This window comes from Cupriavidus necator (assembly GCF_040578825.1).
Lineage (GTDB): Bacteria > Pseudomonadota > Gammaproteobacteria > Burkholderiales > Burkholderiaceae > Cupriavidus > Cupriavidus necator_E.
In genome coordinates this window covers 24,313-45,097 of sequence record NZ_JBEFLI010000025.1, presented here as the reverse complement: position 1 = coordinate 45,097, position 20,785 = coordinate 24,313, and the positions used below count along the sequence as shown (strand labels likewise).

General features: G+C 65.1%; 17 protein-coding genes. 2 read left to right on the top strand and 15 right to left on the bottom strand.

The window, feature by feature from the left end:
• The first annotated feature begins 145 nt into the window (after nucleotides 1–145).
• Both AB1I47_RS14590 and AB1I47_RS14585 read left to right on the top strand, forming a co-directional pair.
• Nucleotides 146–367, top strand: a complete 222-nt coding sequence (locus AB1I47_RS14590) for a DUF2188 domain-containing protein (RefSeq protein ID WP_354684461.1) — start codon at nucleotides 146–148, stop codon at nucleotides 365–367.
• 37 nt (nucleotides 368–404) lie between these two features.
• Nucleotides 405–1,010 (top strand): ATP-dependent DNA ligase, encoded by a 606-nt coding sequence (locus AB1I47_RS14585; protein ID WP_354684460.1) that lies wholly within the window; start codon nucleotides 405–407, stop codon nucleotides 1,008–1,010.
• Nucleotides 1,011–1,148: 138 nt separating this feature from the next.
• On the opposite strand, the gene AB1I47_RS14580 is transcribed toward AB1I47_RS14585, so the two are convergent.
• From AB1I47_RS14580 to AB1I47_RS14510, 15 genes are all read right to left on the bottom strand, one after another.
• On the bottom strand, nucleotides 1,149–1,385 hold the full coding sequence (locus tag AB1I47_RS14580; protein ID WP_354684459.1) for a hypothetical protein: 237 nt from the start codon (nucleotides 1,383–1,385) through the stop codon (nucleotides 1,149–1,151).
• A gap of 78 nt (nucleotides 1,386–1,463) precedes the next feature.
• On the bottom strand, nucleotides 1,464–1,901 hold the full coding sequence (locus AB1I47_RS14575) for a pilin (RefSeq protein WP_354684458.1): 438 nt from the start codon (nucleotides 1,899–1,901) through the stop codon (nucleotides 1,464–1,466).
• Between the two features lie 151 nt (nucleotides 1,902–2,052).
• The gene (locus AB1I47_RS14570; RefSeq protein WP_354684457.1) at nucleotides 2,053–2,490 is read right to left on the bottom strand and encodes a pilin; all 438 of its coding nucleotides are present in this window, start codon (nucleotides 2,488–2,490) and stop codon (nucleotides 2,053–2,055) included.
• A 232-nt stretch (nucleotides 2,491–2,722) separates the two neighbouring features.
• The gene (locus AB1I47_RS14565) at nucleotides 2,723–3,184 is read right to left on the bottom strand and encodes a lysozyme (RefSeq protein ID WP_354684456.1); all 462 of its coding nucleotides are present in this window, start codon (nucleotides 3,182–3,184) and stop codon (nucleotides 2,723–2,725) included.
• Entirely contained in the window at nucleotides 3,181–3,567 is a 387-nt protein-coding gene (locus tag AB1I47_RS14560) for a hypothetical protein (protein WP_354684455.1), read from the bottom strand. The genes AB1I47_RS14565 and AB1I47_RS14560 overlap by 4 nt, the downstream gene beginning before the upstream one ends.
• The gene (locus tag AB1I47_RS14555) at nucleotides 3,564–4,034 is read right to left on the bottom strand and encodes a hypothetical protein (protein ID WP_354684454.1); all 471 of its coding nucleotides are present in this window, start codon (nucleotides 4,032–4,034) and stop codon (nucleotides 3,564–3,566) included. Before AB1I47_RS14555 ends, AB1I47_RS14560 begins: the two co-directional genes overlap by 4 nt.
• A 74-nt stretch (nucleotides 4,035–4,108) precedes the next feature.
• Nucleotides 4,109–4,339, bottom strand: a complete 231-nt coding sequence (locus AB1I47_RS14550; RefSeq protein WP_407935844.1) for a hypothetical protein — start codon at nucleotides 4,337–4,339, stop codon at nucleotides 4,109–4,111.
• Nucleotides 4,323–6,242, bottom strand: coding sequence for a hypothetical protein (locus AB1I47_RS14545; RefSeq protein ID WP_354684453.1), 1,920 nt, complete (start codon nucleotides 6,240–6,242; stop codon nucleotides 4,323–4,325). The genes AB1I47_RS14550 and AB1I47_RS14545 overlap by 17 nt, the downstream gene beginning before the upstream one ends.
• Nucleotides 6,239–6,664: a hypothetical protein gene (locus tag AB1I47_RS14540; protein ID WP_354684452.1), complete on the bottom strand. Its 426-nt coding sequence runs from the start codon at nucleotides 6,662–6,664 to the stop codon at nucleotides 6,239–6,241. The genes AB1I47_RS14545 and AB1I47_RS14540 overlap by 4 nt, the downstream gene beginning before the upstream one ends.
• On the bottom strand, nucleotides 6,661–10,074 hold the full coding sequence (locus AB1I47_RS14535; RefSeq protein ID WP_354684451.1) for a DUF2341 domain-containing protein: 3,414 nt from the start codon (nucleotides 10,072–10,074) through the stop codon (nucleotides 6,661–6,663). The genes AB1I47_RS14540 and AB1I47_RS14535 overlap by 4 nt, the downstream gene beginning before the upstream one ends.
• 9 nt (nucleotides 10,075–10,083) lie before the next feature.
• Nucleotides 10,084–11,268, bottom strand: a complete 1,185-nt coding sequence (locus AB1I47_RS14530) for a hypothetical protein (protein WP_354684450.1) — start codon at nucleotides 11,266–11,268, stop codon at nucleotides 10,084–10,086.
• Between the two features lie 9 nt (nucleotides 11,269–11,277).
• Nucleotides 11,278–12,501, bottom strand: a complete 1,224-nt coding sequence (locus tag AB1I47_RS14525) for a hypothetical protein (protein ID WP_354684449.1) — start codon at nucleotides 12,499–12,501, stop codon at nucleotides 11,278–11,280.
• A 9-nt stretch (nucleotides 12,502–12,510) separates the two neighbouring features.
• Entirely contained in the window at nucleotides 12,511–16,173 is a 3,663-nt protein-coding gene (locus tag AB1I47_RS14520; protein ID WP_354684448.1) for a hypothetical protein, read from the bottom strand.
• Between the two features lie 3 nt (nucleotides 16,174–16,176).
• Nucleotides 16,177–16,575 carry a hypothetical protein gene (locus AB1I47_RS14515; RefSeq protein WP_354684447.1) on the bottom strand — a complete coding sequence of 133 codons (399 nt, stop codon included), beginning with the start codon at nucleotides 16,573–16,575 and terminating at the stop codon, nucleotides 16,177–16,179.
• Nucleotides 16,572–20,783 carry a tape measure protein gene (locus AB1I47_RS14510; protein WP_354684446.1) on the bottom strand — a complete coding sequence of 1,404 codons (4,212 nt, stop codon included), beginning with the start codon at nucleotides 20,781–20,783 and terminating at the stop codon, nucleotides 16,572–16,574. Before AB1I47_RS14510 ends, AB1I47_RS14515 begins: the two co-directional genes overlap by 4 nt.
• Between the last annotated feature and the right edge of the window lie 2 nt (nucleotides 20,784–20,785).

Here is a 20,785-nt window from a genome sequence, read left to right as displayed (position 1 = left end):
GACGCCGATTCTGTCAGACGCCGCCTGATACCGGCGGCCGGGGCGCGCGCGGAGACTGGGCGCATGCCAGAACCTCTACTGCCGCTCCCATTCCTTCTACTGCGAGGGGCGGCGGTTCACAGATTCACTACGACAGGAGACAGCCATGTCAGGAAAGAACATCCACGTAGTACCGGCCGGTGACGGCTGGGCCGTTGAGGTGGAAGGTGGCCACGGCAAAGAAACATTCGACACGCAAGCGGAGGCCATCGCCGCCGGCACCGAGCGAGCCAGGCAGGCGAAGGTGGAGCTGCTGATCCATGGCCTCGACGGCCAGATCCGCGAGCGCAACACCTTCGGTCACGACCCTCGCGACGTGAAGGGTTGACACCATGCCCTGCCGGCCTGCGGCCGCATCCCTGAACTTGGCCAGCTTCCCGCTGATGCTGGCCAAGCGCGGCGTGATGCCCCACGGCGGCGACTGGCTCTTCGAGCTGAAGTACGACGGCTACCGACTTCTGGCGCGCACGGGCGATCCCGCGCTGCGCCTGCGCGAAGGTGGCGAGGCCACAAGTTGGTTTCCCGAACTTCACGACTCCCTGGCGGCCCTACCCGCCGGCTGCGTTCTCGACGCTGAGGGCGTGATCCTTGACGACATCGGACGCCCCGACTTCAACGCCTTCCATGAACGCGCGCTGCGCCGGCGCTGGTATAGCGGCGCGCGCCCGGTCGCTCTCGCCGCCTTCGACCTTCTGGTCCTGCGCGGCCAGGACATCCGCGACTGGCCCATCGAGAAGCGAAAAGCCGCGCTGCAAAAACTGCTGCACGGCGTGAAGGTGGGCCTGCTGTGCGTGACCGCCGTGGACGACGGCGAAGGACTCTACCAGCACGTGCGTGCCCTCGGCATGGAGGGCATCGTGGCAAAGCGCGCGGGGAGCCAGTACCGTGGCGGCTCGTCCGACGACTGGCGCAAGATCAAGGTACCTGGCTACCATCGCTGGGGCAAGTTCCAGCGGGAACCCATCGCTTGAGGGGAACGGGTGGTTTCACTGAGAGCCTTGACGAAGATCCTGGAAGCACGGAATAATCCCAGTGCCGATTCGTCGGCGGCTCGCCGCACAACATGACCCCTCGAAGAGTGATGTGGTGCAACGGCGGGCCTTTTGCGTTTACGCGCCTTTCCATTGCTTGCGCGCTGCTATCAGCGCGAGCGCCATCGCCTCCCCAAGATCCGGCGGCACCCGGTAAATCGCAGCCAGGTTTCGCATGCGCACCACTTCGCGCGCGACTTCATCCGGCGTCTCTAGCGGTGGCAGTTCGGCGGCCATCTTGAGCCGTTCATAGAGAAGGCCGAACAATTCCTCGTCCAGCGAGGCAATGAGTTCCGCGGGGGTGGGGAGTACCACGATTGCTCCGAAAATCAAAAAAAAGGCGCACGCGGTAGGCGGCGCCTTCATTTTATGGCAAACAGTCAAGTATTACGATCAGCAGATACGCGGCGTGATAGTGGAGCAGGTGCCTCCCACCGTCCACGTGATCGCATTGGCGTTGGGAGCCGGGGTTAGGATATACGTCTCGCCATTCAAGCCGCCCGTTGCCACCGCAGTGGCGGTAATGACACTATCAACTGTAGTCAGTGAGGCCAGACGGCCGGTTACTGCCGCGACATCGGCAGGAATGTCGTTTCCACCGCCATCGCAATTAGCGAGCACGTTGTTCTGCTGCTGCAGGCACATCTCAACTGCGGTTTTGAAGGTGCTGGCCCTGGAGATGATTTCGGAAAAGGCGGCCTTGCGCTGGTACTGCTGGTACTGCGGAATGGCGATCGCCGCCAAAATACCAATGATCGCGACCACGATCATCAATTCGATCAGGGTGAAACCCTTTGGTAACCGCTTGATTCCGATTCGTGCTTTTTTCATATTGACCCCGGAATTTTATGTTACGAAAAAGTCGCGCAACCAATCCTCAGCAGAGACGACCGGTTCGGGACTAAGGGGCACCCGCAACCCCCAATCCAAATAAAGAAAGGCGCCCTGAGGCGCCTCCATTTAAACGGCAAGCAGCCGTCGATCAGCAGAGACGCGGCGCGGCGGTGCAAGTACCCCCTATGCCCCAAGTGACCGAGTTGGCGTTGACAACCGGTGTCAGGATATAGGTTTCGCCGTTCAGCCCGCCCGTTGTCACCGCAGTAGCGGTAATGACGCTATCTACCGTAGTCAGCGAAGCGAGGCGGCCAACTGCTGCGGCGACGTTAGCCGGAATGTCGTTAGTAGCAGCATCGCAAGCAGTCAGATCCCCGTTATTCTGCTGCAGGCAAATTTCAACTGCGGTTTTGAAGGTGCCGGCCCGCGAGATGACATCCGCAAAGGCGGCCTTGCGCTGGTACGTCTGGTACTGCGGAATTGCGATTGCGGCCAAGATACCGATGATCGCGACCACGATCATCAGTTCGATCAGCGTAAAGCCCTTCTGCACCCGTTGTTTGATTCCCATCCGTTGCTTTTTCATGGATTGACCCCCGGAATTTGTGTTACGCAGCAAAAGTGCTGCTGTGGGGCCTTAATGCAACCGCTGTGCCAGGTACCCTGAATGAGTTAAAGGGGATGAAAAGTGACAAATTTTGTCACCTCACCGACTAAACATCGGAGCCAGAGTGACAAAATTTGTCACCCCACCTGCCAAAAATTGTCGCCTCATAAAGCACAATTTCTATCAGAAGTTAGCGGCGCGATATTCACTTCTATATCAGCGCCGCCTCAGCCTCACGCCGGAGCACCAACCCGCGCAGCACGCGACCGCCGCCGCGGTTCCACTTCCGGATCTCCGCGGGCACGTCCCCCCATCGGCCAGCGTTGACGCGCTTGCGCAGCGTGCTGACCTTCAGGTTGCCGGCGCCGAGGTTGAACGTCCAGTCGATGAGCGCGGCCAGGCGATCGGGCGTGTCGATACCCGGGCAGAGTTTCAGCACAGCCGGCAGGTAGATCGTGCGCACCTGGTCGAGCAGCATCACCTCCGCGACCACCCGTGTGATAGGCGGGTCGGTCAGTGTCACCGCGCGGCCATCTAGGTATCGGGTTGCCCCGTAGCCGATGGTCGGGACGCCGGCAGGGCAGAGATAGGGACGCAGGTACAGGCCCTCGAAGCGCCTGGCCAGCGCTGCGGCGACCGTGACCGCCAGCACGCGAAACTCGGCGCGGGTCATGTCGCAGCTCCGCCATCAATGATGTCCGGCAGGTCCACGACCTGATCCTTCAGCGCGTGCGTGCAGTCCCCAAGAAACGTAATCTGCCCCGGCTGGGCACCATTGCACCCGACGAACGAGTGGCAGACATGCTTCTTGCGCGGCACTCCCTCGCCCTGCCACTCGTCCCATGAACTTAGAATGCTCGGCCCGAAAACCGGATTATCAAGGTCACCGTTGAACGTCCAGTGCGCTTTGCCTACGTTGTGCGGCGATTCGACTGTCTCGCCGGGCGGCAACCACCGCACCGGCAGAATGTGGATACCGAAGTCGCACCCTGGGCAGATCCATTTGATGCCGTAGAACCGACCCTGGGTGTCGCGGACGATCTTGGCCTTGCTCATAACTTGCCCCGGTTCGACAGCACGCGCACGGCGAAGAAGAAGCCGAGGATCACGCCGACCAGCTCGCGGTCCCAATCGGTCATCTTGAAGCCTTGGGCATTCAGCGCCACGCACCAGAGCATCAGCGCGATACTCGCGGCAGCCGGCCGCACGATGCCATTCCAGGTGTCGACCAGCGTGATGCCTGTCGGCTTCATGGCTTCGACGACCGCTTGTCCGAAAGTGTTCGCATCGAGGCGCGCTAGATCCGCTTCCGCCTGCACGGCGATGGTCTTGACGCCGAGATCGGCCTGCAGCTTGATCGCAGCTAGGTTGCGCTCGTGTGCCGCGGCGTCAAGCTCGCCCTGCAACCGCATGCGCTCGATCTCGTGCTTTTGCTCTTGGTGGGCGGTCCACATCTGGCTGATCTGTTCCCAAATCAGCCGGAAGGCTGAGCCGCCGAGAAAAGAAAGGATTGCGCTGAACACGGTGTCCTCCTGTTGTTTGTCCAGGGTGACACCGTATGTTGGGCGGCGCGCTGCCGCCTGCGGATGGATTGCGCCTACACGTCGATGAGTTGCAGGGGGAGGCTCGGCGCGGTGCCCTCGACCACGCCGTCACGGACGAACACGTTCTGGCCAATATACGCATCGCCGCGGGCGCGCAGCACGCCGCCGCCCGGCAGTTGGACGGCCGCGATCCCGTTCGTCACAGAGACTACGGTACCAACCTGGAGCGGAGCGTCCGGCAGCAGGCCTCGCAGCACCTGGTAGGGGTTAAGCAGTAGTGACATGGGTTTCCACTCCAATGGTTTGCCACACTTCCGGGTTGCTCACGTCGACACTGGTGCTGCGCACGATGCCGAGGCGCGTGGTCCCGCCGTCGACGTAACGGACGAACTTGCCCGGCTGGATCACGCCAGTCTCGGCCAGTACCGGCAGCCGCAGCGAGAGGTGAGCCTGGCGCCCGGTGTCGCCGAGGATGGCCCGGCCGCGCTGGCGAGCTGCGTCGACGTGCGTGATGAGCGCGTCGGTCACCATCGGCGCGAGGATGTCGCCGGCGGTACCGGTGCGGGTGACCTGCCCGAGCACGCCCTGCCCCTGGCCGGACACGAACACGCGGTTATAGCGGGGCCGCTCCAGCCACTCGATCGACTCGCGCGTGGTCACGTCCGCCGGCAGCTCGAAGTCGGGTACCTGAGAGCCCCAGTTCCACGGCGCCGTCGGGTACCTGGACAGCACGTTCAGCGTCTTCTGGCTCGGGTGCGGTTGGATGTAGGCGCCGGCCGCGCCCGCGATGGCATTCAGTGCGGTGATATAGCTGCCCTGGTGCGACCAGGCGCCCGCGGGTACCAGCCAGTCGGTGGCAGACCAGTTGACCGTCCAGCCGATGCTCGCGCCGTTGATGGTCAGCGCATCGTCCATTAATTGCTGCGCGGTGCGCTGCTGCGTATTGCTGAAGGTTTTCACGGGAGCATACGGGGCGCCGAGGATCGCCGACTTACCCTTGCCGCTCACGCGGATTGCCGAGCGGCCGAACGTGCGGTCGCGGCTGATCTGCTCGGCCAGGACGCGGTACGCGGTACCGTTGATGAGAGCTTCTAGCTCGACCGGCGTGCCGTCGGACCCGGGCTCGATCGCGTCCAGGGCGGTGTCCGGCAGCGCGGCGTTGAAGCCCCACGTCCAGGAGTCGGCGTCGATGCTCAGCGACATCGAGAAGGTGGGCAGCATGACATTTCCGTCGACGCGGCGCAGAGATACGGTGTTCAGCACGAGATAGACCCTCTTGACGGGGACGATGACGGTTTCGCCATCCGGTGGTTCGACGGGTGGGCACGGGTCGTCGCCGAAGTTCAGGTGAATGTCATCGCCGGCGTAGTCCAGCCACAGGCACTTGAAGTTCAGCGGCTTGCCGCTGCCATCGTAGGGCGGCGTGACCGGCGGCTCGACCGGCGGCTGCTCGCCGGTGCCCCAGTACGCCGGGTGCGCCTCCTGCCACGGAATCCGGGGCGCGACATGGCTCTTGGCGGCGCGGCCGAATGGCATCGCGCGCGCGGTCTCGCTGCGCTTCCCTTCTTGCCACGGCAGGCCGGCGGCGGTGCGGGTGCGGATGCCGTACTGGAAGCCGTCGGTGGTGTCGCGGGGCTGGGGCCGCGCCGCCTGCCAGCGCTCCTGCGCGGCCGCGCGCAGGCGGATGCCGTACTCGAACAGCGACAGCAGCGTCGACTCGACGTGGCCACCGGCCTGCCAGGTGTCACCGGCCAGCGTGCGCGCGGTGTGCGCCTGCTCGAAGCCGCTGCGCGTGTCGACGACCTGCGGCTGCGCCTGCTGCCAGCGCTCGCCCTGCACCACGCGCTGGGTGGCCGACTGCTGGAACACCTCGGTGGTCGCCGGACGCACCGGAGCCGCCTCCTGCCAGGCGCTGTCGGGCGCGATGCTCGGCCCCCGGAACACGCTGTTGTCGTACACCGCCGTGATGTGCAGCGTCTGCACCGTGGTCAGCGTCAGCGTGCAGGTTCCGGCCACGGGCTCGGCTGGCGCCGCACTCGCCTCGATATGCAGCGTCGGGGGCGACACCTGCATCGTCAGCGCGAGCGTGGTCGTGTCGCCGTCCGGATTCAGCGAGAAGTTGAGGTTTACCGCCGAGCCTGCCGGCGGCGTGTACCCCTTGTGAAAGTCGAGATTTACATTGCTCACGCTTCCACCAGCGTCGCCACCGAAACGGCAACGACACCGCCCTCGTAGATCTGCGTCGTCTGCCCGCTCGTGGTTGTGAGCAGGACTTCACCGGGCCCCCCGGAAGTCTGTACCACGTCCATGTCGGCCACGAACGTGCCGGCACTATCGACGATGCGCGCCCACTTCGCCTGACCCGTCTTGGACCCAAGCACCGAGGCGCCCAGTGCCAGCGTCAGCGTCGTGCCCGAGATGCTGCCGGCCGACGGGTCGGCGAACGGCTGCGTCACCAGCAACTGCTGCGTGGTGATGGCGGCGCCCTTGGTGGTCGGGCGCGTGCCGTCGTAGATCTTCAGCAGGCCGGCACCGGCGCCGGCGTCGATGGCGCGCGTCAGGGCTTGCAACCGGTCTTGAATCACGTTGTCAGCGAGGGCGAGCGTCATGGTGCAATCTCCTCATAGCCGATCACCAGCGCCGGCAGGTTGGCGACGGTCTTGCGGACAATGATGTAGTCGGTCGTCATGCCGTTGGTGCTGTAGGCTCGACCCGCTCCGACCGGCACCACGTCCGCCGACGCGCCGGTGCGGGTGGCCACCAGAATGTCGTTCACGTTCGCCACCACACCGCCGGCGGTGTCGCGCGTCACCACCACCCGCTGGGTGCCGCCGGTAGGCCGGCTGAAGGCCGTGATCTTGCCGGCGGCCGGGGTGTCGCCATCACCGGCGATGCCCAAGTAGTCCCAGCTGGTGTCGCTACCGGGGGCGTAGACCAGCGCCACCTTGGTCGGTGCGGCGATGGTGCCGCCGACGAAGCCGGCGTTCCAGGCGATCTGGCCGGGCTGGTTGGTGTAACCCGGAGTCACATAGCCCCCGATGAACTCATAGCCCTGGCCGAACGTCGCCAGACTGCGCACCTCGGTCGGAGCGGTGGCCGGAATCGCCAAGAAGTCATTGCCGTTCAGCGACGGGGTGCCGGCGCTGCCCGAGAAGGTCCACTTACCGGTGTCCAGCGAGCCGCCAGTGAAGTCATCGAACAGCACCGGGAACGTGGCCAGGCCGGTGCTCGATACCGGCGTCACCATGTTGTACACCATGTAGAACTGCGCATTGCCGCTGTCCAGGTTCTGGCTGCCCAGGTTGACCCAGTAGAACGCGGTGCGGTTCGGCGCCGTGCCGACTACGCGCTCCAGCCAGTACGGCAGGTTGTTGCCGGACAGGTCGGTGAAGGCAATGTCGGCCGTGTAGCTGCCCTTGGTGGTCGGGAACGTCTTCAGCATCGGCACCACGTCGGCCAGCAGCGCAGTGTTGGCGCCCTGCCAGGTCTGACTCATAGTCAGCGTGCTCTCGCCGACGCGCACCAGCACCGTGTGGTTCGCGCCCAGCCCCACCGCCTGCGGCATGGTGATCTTGCGGCGGAACTTGGCGTTGGTGGTCTCGGCCGGGTAGCTGCTGTACAGCGGCATCAGCACTGGCGTGATGTTGTCCTGCACCACTGCGTTGTAGGTCTTCGAGTAGTCGCGGCCCAGCACCTGGTACTTGTAGTTCTCGTTGATATTGTCGAACACGTAGTTACCGTTGGCGTCCGACCAGGCGCTCTGCACCAACGCCGAGCCTTCCTCGATCAGCCGTACCTTCTGCGGCGTCGGCGTGTTGTTGACCGTGGTCTGCCCGGCCACGCGACCCTTGCCGCCCCAGGTCGCGTCGGTCTGTCCCGGTGCGGTGCGTTTCGCCGCCTGGCTGGCCGCTCCGGTCAGCGGCGTGCTCAGCAGCTTGCTGTAGGCATAGGGTGCCGGCTGACCGAACGTGCGCCGCGTCGACACCTCGTCGGCGTAGGCCGCCGTTGGCGGCGTGAACGCGCCGGTGTAGGCCGCCACGCCGTTGATAATGCGCCATTCGTCGAGGTAGCCGGTGAAGTAGTTGGTGTTGGTGTCGCCGCCAAAGAGCAGCTGAGTGGTGTTGGTCACCAGAGCCACGCCGGCCCCGACCGACATCGTGCCCAGCGATACCCCGTTCAGGTAGAGCGTGACCGTCGGACCCTGCCGCACCAACGCCACGTGGTGCCAGGTGTTGGCCGTCAACGTGCCAACGGACAGCAGCGACTGAGTCACGCTGGTGCCGTTGGTCGACAGCTGAATCGACAGCGTGGCCCCGCTACGGTACAGGACAAACGGACCGAAGGTACTTGCGTTGGTCCGCTTGGTGATCAGCATCGCGTTGCCGGCCGCCACCGTGGTCGGGTAGAACCACCCGTCGATGGTGAAGTCGTTCGCGCCGGGGTTCAGTTCGGTCGCGTCATTGGCGTAGAGGTATCCGTTACCGCTGCAAAACACCGAGTTGCCACCAAATTTCGACTGGGCGCTGCTCAGCGTCGGGGGCGTGGTGCCAGTGCTGGTTAGCACCCGGGTCCAGCGCGACGAGTCCACCCAGTTCACAGTGTTTGCGATCTTATCGAAGTGCAGCAGCGCCACGGTGTCACCGCTTCCGGGGAACGATCCATCGTCGTCCAGGAACTGCGCGGTCGGCGGATTGAAGGTCACCGTGTAGCGGCCGATGCCCTTGGTGATCCGTACCTCGTCCAGGTAGCCGTTCAGGTACTCGCCGGCAGCGCCGCCCACCACGTTGCCCAGGCGCAGCGTGCCGGTGCCGTTGACCATCGTCGAGGTGATCGTCGCCGACTGGTCCAGCACGCCGCCGACGAACACATAGGCCGTGGTGCCCTTGCGGACGGCCGCGACATGGGTCCAGGTGTTCAGCGGGATCACCTGCGTGACGCCAAGCATCACCTGCACGCCGGAGCCGCTGGTGCCGTTGCCGAACAGCAGGTTGACCTTGCCGGCCGTGCCGATGGAAATCGCATACGACGGGTTGGTCGTGCCGAACACCGCATCCTTGTTGATCACCTGCGTGTTGCCGCTGGCCGGGTACGCATTCAGGTACACGAAGAACTCGATGGTCCAGTCCGGCGCGTTGGTCGACAGATCGAGCGGCACGCTGTTCGGGTACTGGATCGAGCTGGTGCCGTCGAACGCAATCGACGAGTTGCCGAACTTCTTCTGCGCGGTGCTGGTCGTCACGCCGGTGCCCACCAGGGCCGCGCCCTGCGCATGGGACGGCGAGCTATCGGTCGGGTAGCCCCCGGTACTGCCTTCACCGTGCAGCATCAGTACGTAGTTGGTGTTGTCCGGCGTGCCATACGGCGTGGTCGGCGGCGTAAAGGTCGCCGTGTAGCGACAGGCGGCGGTGATGCAGAACTCGTCGTAGTACGCCTCCAGGAACGTCGAGCCGCCGCTGAAGTGCCCCTGGCCCAGCACGATGCCTTGGGTCATCGCGCAATTGATTGCGCCGGACAGCGTTGCGCTGGACACCTGGGTGCCATTGATCCAGACCTTGACGCTGGTGCCTGCGCGCGTCACCGCGACGTGGGCCCAGGCGCCGGTCGGCAGATCGCTGGCGTTGCCCGCAATCAATTGCGCGCCGTTGACCGACACCTGCACCGCGCCGTTGCTGGCGCGCGCCACCAGGAAATCCTGCACCGCCGAATTGGCATCGTCCCAGCGCCCGAAGATCGCGCCGTAGCTGGTGCCCTGCGACACCGGCCACACCCAGGCTTCGAGCGTAAAGTCGGCTGAGCCCAGGCCCATCTGCTTGGTCATCGGCGCCTTCACGTAGTTGCCATTGGCGCTGCCGGTCTTCAGCGAGGTACCGCCGATCTTAGACTGCGCGGTGCTGATGGCCGCCGTGCCGACCACCACCGCGTTCTGCACGGTGTTCGACGAGTCGGTGATCGTGGTCGAGCCGTTAGCGCCCTCGAAGTGCAGCAGGTAGATGATGCTGCTTGCGAATTGATCAGCCACGAGATCTCCTTAGCGCCACGGACCGGTTACGTCGAGGAAGGTGAAGCCATAGACCGAGAAGTTATCGGCCGGGCCGGCGTGCCGGAGCGCCAGGAACCGCTTGTTGGGGAAGTCATCGGTGCCTGGCACCGGGTCCCGATGCAGGATGTAGCTATACAACAGTTGCGGCGACATATACCAGCCGGGGAACCACCCGCGTAGCGACGAGCTGCCAAACAGCCCGGTTTGCCCCAGCAGCAAGCCGTTGTCGCCGGGGTTGGAGAAGTTCAGCCAGCCAGTGTTGTTCAGCTGGCGGCCCGAGTAGTCGGCCAGCGCCGCCGCCAGCAGGCACGACTTGGCGCTCGACACCCCGCCCACCAGCGCCGTGGGCGCGCGCGCGACATACACCCCGCCGGGGGTGCCGTTCAGATTGCTGTACCCCATGCAGGCACCCTGCGCCGAGGTGCTCGCCACGATGCTGCTGGTCGCGCCGGTCAACACCGACGGGAACTTGTCGGCAGTGTTGCGAGTGATCGGGTCGCCAAAGTAGACCGTAAACCCGTTCAGCCCCGAGGCAAAGCCATTGTTCGGCGCCAGCCATAGGTAGAAACCGCGATCATCCCCCGCGAGCAACCACTTGCGCGCCGTGGCGTCGGCGCTCTGTGACTTGGGCCAGTACAGACCGCCCGAGACCTGCGTGTTTGTCGGGTAGGGATTCAAGCCGGTGTTCACGTCGTACATGCCCTCGTAGGCGACGACGCGCGCATTCAGCGTGCCGGTGTCGTCGACGCGCAGGTAGCCGCCGGTGAAGGCCGACGCCGGCGAGGTGTACACCGCCAGGTTCGTGCCCGAGAACGGCTTGATCCAGCCCAGCGGCGCCATCTTGACCGTGATGGTGCCGGTGGCGGTCTGGTCGGAGATACCGGTGGCGTCGAAGGTCAGCGTGCTGCTAGTGAGCGACAGTACCTTCTTCTCGCCATTGAGCCCCGACGGCGTGGCGCCGGCGACCAGGATGCACGACTGGATCTCGGCCGGGAACGCGGTGCCAAAGGTCACCGTGGCGATGCCGCCGGCGACCACCACCGACGACGCGGTCTGCTGGCCCCAGCCATCCTTGAGGCAGGCGTCGAGCATCGACAACAGGCCACCGGCGTTGCCGTACACGGTGGGTGCGCCGACCATCTCCCCGTGCATGAACTTCACAACATTGGACATGGTTCGCTCTCAGTTGAAGTTGCGGATCGGGCCGGTCAGATCGAAGAAGTAGCCGGCGCCGACCCACGACGAAGAAGCTGGCGACCCGGACGACAGGAACACCAGCTTCTTGCCCAGCAGGTTGCGCATGCCGTCGATTTGCGCGAAGGTCTGGATCGCCGAGGCAACGCTGGTGCCCAGCGGCAGCGTCTGCATGATGTGGTGCATGCCGGGCAGGTAGCCACGCATGCCGGTGCCGGCGATCACCACCACGCTGTTCAAGAAGAAGCCACCACTACAGCTGTCGGGCCAGCCAACACCAAAGTTACCAAGGTTGCCAGAGTTGGACGCACTGATCGTTCCCGGGGAAAAGTGGGCGCCCAGCTGCGGAGCGCCAACACCATTGGGCGGGCGCGGCAGGTAGCACCCGGTGGTGCCCGAGGTCACCGAGTAGCCTAGATCCGAGGGGTTGTTGCTGCCCATGGAAGAGGCGTCGATGGTGAACCCCGCCAGGATGGCACCGTAGCCGTCGATGGTCTGCGCGGCGTCCAGATCGCCAAAGCCCACCGTGACGCCGTTCATGGTGGTGCTGATGTTCGGATAGGGATTGACCCAGAAGTAGAAGAAGCGGTCGTCGCCGAAGATCGCCCAGTTACGCAGGCCGCCGTTGACCGCCGAGCCATCTGACTTGGGCCAGTTCAGCACGTTCTGCGTCGGGCGCGGCACCGGGTAGAAGCCGGTGTCCACGTCGGTCATCATCTCGTAGGCGGTCACCTGCGCCACCCGATTGGCCCAGCCCAGCGCGGTCGGGTTGTCGTCGACGCGCAGGTACAGCCCCACCGTGTTGATCGTCGCCGCCGTGCGGTACACCGCCTTGTTGGTGCCGGAGAACGGCTTGGTCCACCCCAGTGGCGCCATCTTGAACACCACCGTGCCGGTGGCGCTGGCGGGCGAGCCGGCGGCCACGGTGATCGTCACCGAGCTGAAGCCGACCGCCGTGATCTTGAACTCGCCATTGAACTGGCTCTCGTTGGCGCCCGAGATCAGGATCACCTGGCCGGCCATCAGCCCGTGACCGGTGCCGACGTTGACCTGCGCGGTGGTGCCGGTCACGGCGATGGAGCCCACCGGCCGGCTGCCGTAGCCGTTCAGCAGGCAGGCATCGAGCAGCGCGATCAACGAGCCGGCGGTGGCCGGCAGCGTCGGCGCGCCGTAGTCCAGCGAGCAAAGGAACTTCGGATATACGGCTGGCATCGTGTCCTCTTATGCGTCAATGTCGCCGCGCACCTGCACGCGGAAGCTGTCCGACAGGCCCGACGGCGTCGACTGCAACACCGTGCGCGCCAGCCACAACGGGAAGTTGGCGGCGGCGGTGTTGAAGCGCAGTACGTTACCAGCGGCCCAGCCTCCGCCCCAGCCCGCCGCGCGCAGCGTGAAGTACGGCTGGCCCGTCGACGGATTGACCGGTGCGATATCGGCGTTGACCGAACCGGTGCCGATCTGGCCCACCGACTCGCCGATGATGCGGAACGCGCTGCTGTCGGTGAAGACGATGGCCCAGCGCTCCTGGATGCAGCTCCGGTCGGTCAGCTCCACCGGGTAGGTGGTGAAGTTGTAGGTCGACGCCGGGCTGCCGCCGCTGGCCGCATCGGCGAACACGCTGGCCCAGCTGGTCTGCGTGAAGCTCAGCGAGCGCCGCGCCTGCAGGTCGCCCATGATCAGCGCCGAGCTGACCCGGGCCTCGTCGGCCGGGTAGGCATGCGTCAGCTGGCGCATCAACGTCAGCTGACCGGTGATCTGCACGTCCGACAGCAGACTCATGTCCTCGACCCGGTTCTCGACGTAGATCGTGCCGGTCATGCCGGCGGTGCTGACCGTGCCATTGAAGGTCAGCGTGCCGGCATCCAGGTCGGTGCTGTACATGCTGGGGTTCATCACCACCGGCGGGGTCGACGAGTCGATCACGCGCATCGCCGCCACGCGCACGCGGCCGACGTTGACCACCAGGCCGTTGCTGGGCGTGACCGACTGCTTCGCGGTGTGGTGCACCACCACCACATCGCCCGAGCGGAAGATCGGCACGCGGCCATCCTGCGGCAGCCGCACCGGGTCCAGGCCCAAGATCGTGCTGTCCAGCGGCAGGTAGGTATAGGCCACCGCGTTGAACAGGATCTGGTCGGCGAAAACGGGCAGGGGCTTGAAGATCTTGCCGTCGGTCTGCACGGCGGCCGCGTTGTACCAGATCGCGCTCTCATTGCCGGCAGCGGTCACCATGTCGCCGAAGCGGATCTTGACCACGCCGGTCTGGTAGTCGATGGAACCGAAGCACTTGCCGGTCGAGCTGATCACGCCGTTGCTGTCGGCGGTCACCGAGTATGGCGTGCCCGCCAGCGGCACCACGCGGATCTGCAGCGAGCCCGGCACCACCGGCGCGGCCGGCACGCGGAACACCACGTAGTCGGTCGGCTGGCCGTTGATCGTGGTCAGCAGCGACTGCAGGCTGATCGCGTTCGAGACGCCGGCGCCCCAGTTGGTGATCGTGCAGTCGCCGGTGGCGTAGTTGACCGTGCCGACCTGCGTGGCCGAGCCGGTGGCCAGATCCAGGTCGGTGAACAGGTAGCCGCTGCGGTCGAAGTAGGTCTTGCCGCCCCAGGTGAACATCACCGAGCCGGGCACGATGGGTTCGGCGAAGTCGCGCGTGATGTCGAACTTCGTCTCGTTCCAGGTGTAGGTCTGCGTGTTGTTGCCCGTCGTGCCGGACACGCGGTACTCGACGTCGACCACGCCCGACTCGTCGTTCGGGAACAGCGCGGCGGCGTTGTAGTACGAGATCCCGGTCAGCGTGTTGCGATAGACCGGGTCGTTGCGGTCGGGCCAGCCGTTGGCGCCCTTCTGGTAGCCGATCAGCGTCGACTGGTACTGCGGCTGCGGCACGCTGACGGTGCGGTCCGGATTGAATGACAGCGCGCCGGTGCTGTAGTTGACCGCCGCGCTGGCCACGGTCGCGCCGTTGCCGGCGGTGCTCGACGGCAGCACCAGATTGCCCGCGCCGTCGTCCTTGGTGTTCACGGTCGGGTCGATCTCGATGTACTGCATCGCCGCCGGCACGCCGCTGATCACCGAGTAGTCGTTGATCAGCACGTTCCAGTTGACCCGGAGCGAGCCGGTCACGATGTTGGTGTCATCGAGCTGCAGGTTCAGCTTGCCGCTGCCATCGCGCAGCGGATGCGTGAAGGTCTTGGTCTTCTTGACCGCGTACTGATACGCCAGCGTGAACACCGTGCCCATCGCCGGGATCGCGGCCGGCACCAGTTCGACCTGGTACACGCCGTTCTGCCAGCGCACGTAGCCGGTGCCATCGGCGCCCGAGATCACGCCGTTGGCGTCGGCGGTCACCGACTTGGCGCCGCCGTTGGTCCAGGTGATCGTCACCGAGCTGGGGATCAGCTTCTGGTCGGACGCGGTGGCGACCTGGAACTGCACGCGCGGCGCCTGCACCGTGCCGGTCACGCGGTTGAAGTACTGCGACGGCGGCGACCAGAAGAACATCACCGAGCTGCCCACGTCGGGCAGCGCGCCCAGCGTCAACACCACGGTGCCGGTCACGTAGTTGACCGTGCCCGAGCCGATGGCGCTGTCCGAGCCCTTGATCGTGCCCTGGTTGCCGGTGCCGCCCTGGTCGGTCAGTTCGTACCAGTTGCCCTGCGCCATGTACGCGACCTTCAGCGCGCGCGGCTTAGGCGGCGGATTGAGGGTGATCGTGTACACGTTGCCCCGGTTGGTCTGGTCCACATCGATGGACGCGGTCTCCGAGACCCGGGCCGGCGCCGCCGCCGGCTTGTAACTGAACGTCAGCGTGCCGGTGGCGCCAATCGACGCGGTCAGGATCACCGTGCCGGTCACGTACTCGACCGTGCCGACCACGACCGCATTCAGCAGCAGGTTGCCGGTGCCGTCATCGGTCAGGCCGCCGACGCTGGCGCTGCGGAAGCTGCCGGGTACCATGCCCATGCTGAAGTAGATCTTCTGCGGGAACACGCCCGACACGCCGACCGCGCGCGCCTGCTCGGCCGCGCCGTTGCCGCTGGCCAGCAGCGGCGCCAGGTTGCCGGCGGCATTCAGGTCGGCCAGTGCGGTCTGCGACTGCGCGCTCGGCACCAGCTGGCTGAAGATCGAGTTCACGAACACCCGGATATCGCCGATGCTGGCGTCGTCGACCATCTTGGCGATGCCGTAGTACACGGCGGCGTTGGCCACGCGGGTGTCGCGGCACTTGGCGACCGCGTTCTGGTCGTCGTACGGACTGGCCATCGGCCCCTGGAAGTCATACAGCAACGGATTGGCGATGGTGCAGGTCACCAGCAGGCCGTTCCACTTGACGCCGTTGCTGGCGGTGAACTCGCGCACCAGCGACTCAACCTTGGTGATGCGCACATACTGCGAGAACTCGGTGCTGAGCCCTTCGTTCTGGATCAGCACCAGTGTCTGGCCGACCTTGGGCAGCGCGTCGCTGGGTTTCTGCAGGATCTGGATCGCGCGCTGGCCCTGCAACTGGGTTTCCAGCAGCTGGCCGGGCCACTTCACGCCGCGCGCCAGATAGCTCTCAACCCGGTTCTTGGCGTCGGTGCGCACGTCCGTCCAGCTCTTGGTGCTGAACAGCGTCACGCTGACGTTGTCGTCGTCGGGCTCCTGCAGGATGATCGAGTGCGAGCCCAGGTATGTGTCGGTCGCCGTCACCTGGATCGCCGGATACGCCTTGCGCAGCGCGATGCGGCCGTACACGCGGTCCAGCTCCGAGACGTCGGGGAACAGGTTGTTGGATACGCCGTCGACGACCTCGTTGGCCGTGATCCTGCCGCCCCCGTTGTCGGTATCGAGCAGCACCTCGCTTTTCATCAGCTTGATGTCGCTGGTCGTGATGGTCATTACTTAAATCTCCATGAGCCGCACGGTGGCGAGGTACCAGTCGGCGCTAACCACGTCGCTGTAGTGGACGACCGGGTGGGCTTCGAGCCCAGCGCCGTCGTGGTGCCGGAATATCACCGTGCGATCGGTCCCGCGCAGTGTAAGAGTCATCTGCTGCCCCGCGACTGCGGACCAATTTCGCAATTGGTCGATCACGTCCCGGCTCATCCAACCGCTCTCGTCGTCGGCCGGCTCCAGGGTGATCGGGCGCCCGGCAATCCGCGTGGCGACGCTAACGATCAGGGCTCCGGTAATAGTGCGCTGCGCCGTCTGCTCGACCGGCGCCCAGTTGTTTTCGTCCGACCAGTACAAGTCGGGGCTTAGGGCGACGCTCGTCGCGCCGACCGCCAGGGTGATGCTCATGTGTTGGACCTCCCCGAGAGGCTTTCGAGTTGCCGCATGACCGCGGTCAGGTTCTGTGCGTCACCGTCGCTGGACACGTTGACCGGGGTGTTCTTCCCGTTCACGTTGATGTTGACGGTCTTGGTACCGGCAGCCTTCGGCGAACCAGGTGATCCGCCGTCCTGCTTCTTGACCAGGGCCTGCACCGCTTCGAGGATGTTTCGAGACTGGTTGTAAGCCGTTTCGATGCTGCGGATACCGTCGAAGCTGTAGATGCCCTTGCCGCTGAGCTGCTGCATCGTGTTGCGGTTGAAATTGGCCGCGTCGAAAGCAGCCTGCGCCGTCTTCAGATCGTCGGCGCCGAGCGTGCCGCGGGTCTGCTTCTCCACGAGCGAGGCAATGGCGTCATTCTGAGAGGCCGTCACCATGTGCGGGTTCGCGTTGTTACCAGCGCGCCCCTGGCCGGTGGCGGCGCTCTGCGCGTTCGTTACCTCGGTGTTGCGCAGCCGAATGGCGTCGATTTCCAGTTGCAACTGGCGGACCTGTTGCTCGCCGGCCTGCGCCTCCTGCAACTTCGCCTGCGCGTTCCGGATGCGCAGCTCGATCTCCTGCTGCTTAGCCGGGTTCAGTTGGCCGGAGGCTTCGGCAGCCGCACGGTCGGCTTCCGCCTGCGCGATGATCGCCTTCGTCTCCTGCTCGACTGCGGCGATGTGGTCGCGCACCGTCTGGATCTGCAACTGCTTCTGGCGGATTTGGTACTCCTGCGCCTCAGCCGTGCGCCCGTACATCTGCGCCTCCTGCTCCTGCGTCTTGTAGAACGCCAGACTGGCGCGGGTGGCGACATCCGTCTCGAAGGCGTTCTCGCGCAGCACGGCGATCTTGCGTTCGGCCGCAGCGGCAGTGTCGGACAGGGCGTCACGGTACAGCCCCTCGGCGTAGGCGGCATCCTGCGCCGCCTTTGCAACGGCAGCGTGCGACTCGGAGTTGTCCACCTCCTGCGACTTCATGCGGGCTAGTTCAGCGGCAGCGGACTCAGCAGCAGCCTTCAGTTCGGCCAGGCGCGAGGCGTTGTCCTTGTACGTTTCAGCGGCGGCGCGGCGCGCTACCGTTTCGACCTGCGCGGAGTCGGCAGCGACCTTAGACCGCTCAGCCTCGGCAGTCTTCTTGTCGATCAGGTCGTTCAGCGTCTTGATCTGTTCCTTCTGATCGTCGCGCAGTTTCGCGGACCCGCCGGCGGCGATGATCAAGGACTCGGCCTGTGCCTTGAGATAGATCACCTCCTGCTGCCGAGCGTTGGCGAGCGTGCGCAGCGCCTGCTCATCCCCCTGCGCAGCGCGGACAGCGGCCTGTCGCATCTCGATCTCGTTGCCGCCGATGTGGGCCAGAGAGACAGATGCCTCGCCCTCATGCTTCTTCGCCTGCGCCAGTTTCTCTGCGATCAGCGTGTTCTGCTCGGCGGTCTTGTTCACGTCGATGTACGCTGCTTGGATGGCGTACCAGCCCTGCGTGGCGCCTGCGGCTTGCGTCCCGGCAGCAGCGGCGGCTGCACCAGCCCCCTGCTGAGCCTGCGCATTGCCATTTGCAGCAGCGGCAGCGGCGCCGTGAGCCTGCGCATTGGCGTTGACACCGCCGGTGGCAGCCTGTGCCTGCGAACCTGCCTGCTCAGCGGCCACGCCGACGCTACGCTGAGACGCCGCGGACTGCTCACCTGCGCCGGCCATCGCCTCAATCGCCCGCCCGAGCTTGGCCTGACGGTCGATCATCTGATCAAACAGCACGCCCGACTCGGCGACCGCTCCCTTCAGGTCACCATGCACGACGCCGGCAGTCAGCGTGGCAAGCTGCTTCACAGCCGTGAACACCACGTCGAGGGTCGTCGAGACGCCCATTGCCACCGACCCGGCCACGACACCTGCAGTGCGCAAGGCCAGTGTCAGCACGTTCAGTGCGCCGGTGTCGCCTATGGTCGTCGACGCCTCGGTCATCAGGTTCTTGAAGCGCGCCCACGATGCGCCGAACCCTTCGACTTGCTCGGTACCCTTGGCGATGGTCTTTGTAAGCTGGTCAGCCAAGGCGGGCAGCATGTCGGCTGCCATGATCTGACCCGCCTCGACCATCTTTGTGAGCTGCTTGACAGTCAGGCCCATGCCGTCAGCCGCAATCTTCATCGCCCCAGGAACGCTGTCCCCGAGCTGTTGCCTGAGCTCTTCCATCGAGACTGTGTTGTGGTGCTCGAAGCCCTGCGCGTCCAGGTACAGATGGTCGCCTGAGATCAGAAAACCGTGGAACTCGCCATCACCGACCGACTGAACGTGGAACGGCACCGCGCGCAGGTTTGCATGCACCAGGGAGAGGGTGTTGCGCTCGTTCGGGGCCAGCGCAAGGTAGTCAATCACCTCCATAGTGCGCGCCGTCACGCCGTCGATCACGCGCATACGGTGGTGGAGGTTGACCACAAACGGCTCGCCCACGTCCGGTGTTACGCGGAACATTTCTTCGACGCCGTGCGCGAGCATCATCACCGTCCGCGGCTCGCCGTCCGGACCCATCAGCGCGTCGCCGACAGCGATTTTTTCCACTACTCTCGCCGAGCCGTCCGCCAGACGGATCAAGGTTCCCGGTGCATGACAACCCTTGCCCGCCATCTGGCTGAGTGCTTCTAGCGCCAGTGCTGCGCGCTCGCTACCCTGCCCCATCAGACCGGTTGTGCGAGTGATTGCAGCGAACACCGTCTCGGTTGTGCTGGCCGATATCCCGGCCTGCTGCATCGAGACTGAGAACCGCTTATAGCTTTCGCTGATCTCGCCAACTGCGATACCTGAGCGGTTTGCCGTATCACGCAGGAACTCGATCTGGCGACCGGCTTCTTTGATGCTCCCGTTGGTGATGGCTAATGTGCGGCGCATCGACTCCAACTGGACGTTTGCATCGAGGAACCGCTTCGCCAGTTCGAACCCGCCGTATGCCGCAGTCAGTTGGCCGAACGCACTCGACACCAGGCGGCTGGCCAGCGACGTCTTGTTCGCGGCGTCGGCCGTATCGTCGAGCGACTTCTTCAGTTCACCGATACGGCGCTGCCCGCTGGCAAACGCGCGATCGAACTCGGCACCAGACACGGATGCGTCATTCGCCAAGGCGTGCAGGGCGCTGTTGATCCGGTCGATCTCGGTGCGCACTGACTGCGCCGATCGCACGCCCGTGACAGCAAACGCATCGTCGAGCGCCTTCCGCGCCTCCGCGGCGCTCTTTTGGAACGCGACATACCGCTGCTCGGCGGCAATCTTGGCTTCCGCGGCCTGCTTCGCCAGCGCTGCCGACTCGGCGTACTGCCGGCGCTCAGCCTCCAGCTGCTCGCGCGCTGCGGCCTCGAGACGGTACCGGTTGTTGATCTGCAGGCTGGTGAGGCGGTCCTCTTCCGCCATCGCGGCCTTCGCACGCTCCGCAGCCTCGGCCTGCGCCTGGCGCGTCGCAACGATGGCAGCCTGCTGCTGCTCGATCGCACCGACCGTCTCGGCAAAGGCGCGGCCGAGCGCGCCCTGAGCAGCGACCATGTCTTCGGTCGCCACCCCGGCGGCCTGCAGCGCTTCCTTCGATTCGTTGAGAGCGGCGGTGCGGCGTGTCAGCGCCGTGGTGGATGCGCGGACCTCGGCGTCGGCGAGCTTCGCCTGCGCGCCAAGTTGTTGCTCAGCCTCGGCGGCGTCTCGCGTGGCCTGTTTTGCAGCCTGCAGCGCGTCCTTCTTCTCGCGCAGTGCAGCGCGAGCATCGAGGATGGCGTTGCTGAGCTCCCGGACCTGTTCCTTGTAGTCTGCGTTGGTCTTGCCGGCTTCGTCGTAGTTCAGCTTGAGCCGGGCCAGTTCCTCGCGCTTCTCGGCGAGGGCGCGCTGCGCGTCGAGCACAGCCTGCTTGGCCTGATCCTCAGATTCTTTGAACTTGGCGGTGCTGCCAGACAGATCGGTCAATTCCTTGCCGAGCACCGCGGCTGCATCCTTGGCCTTCACCTGATCGGTGGCCAGGGATTCGACCGCCTCTTTCAGCGCGGTGAACTGGTCGATCGCGTCCTGCTGCGTGGCGAGCTTGTCCAGCTCGGTGGCCAGGCGCTGGAATTCGGGTGCAGCGTCTCCGCCCTGCTTCGCCAGGTCGTGAACGTCTTTGGCGAGGTTGCGGATGCTCTCGGCGCCAACGGTGCTGGCAGTAACCTGGAGGGAAACGTCGCGGTTATTATCTGCCATGT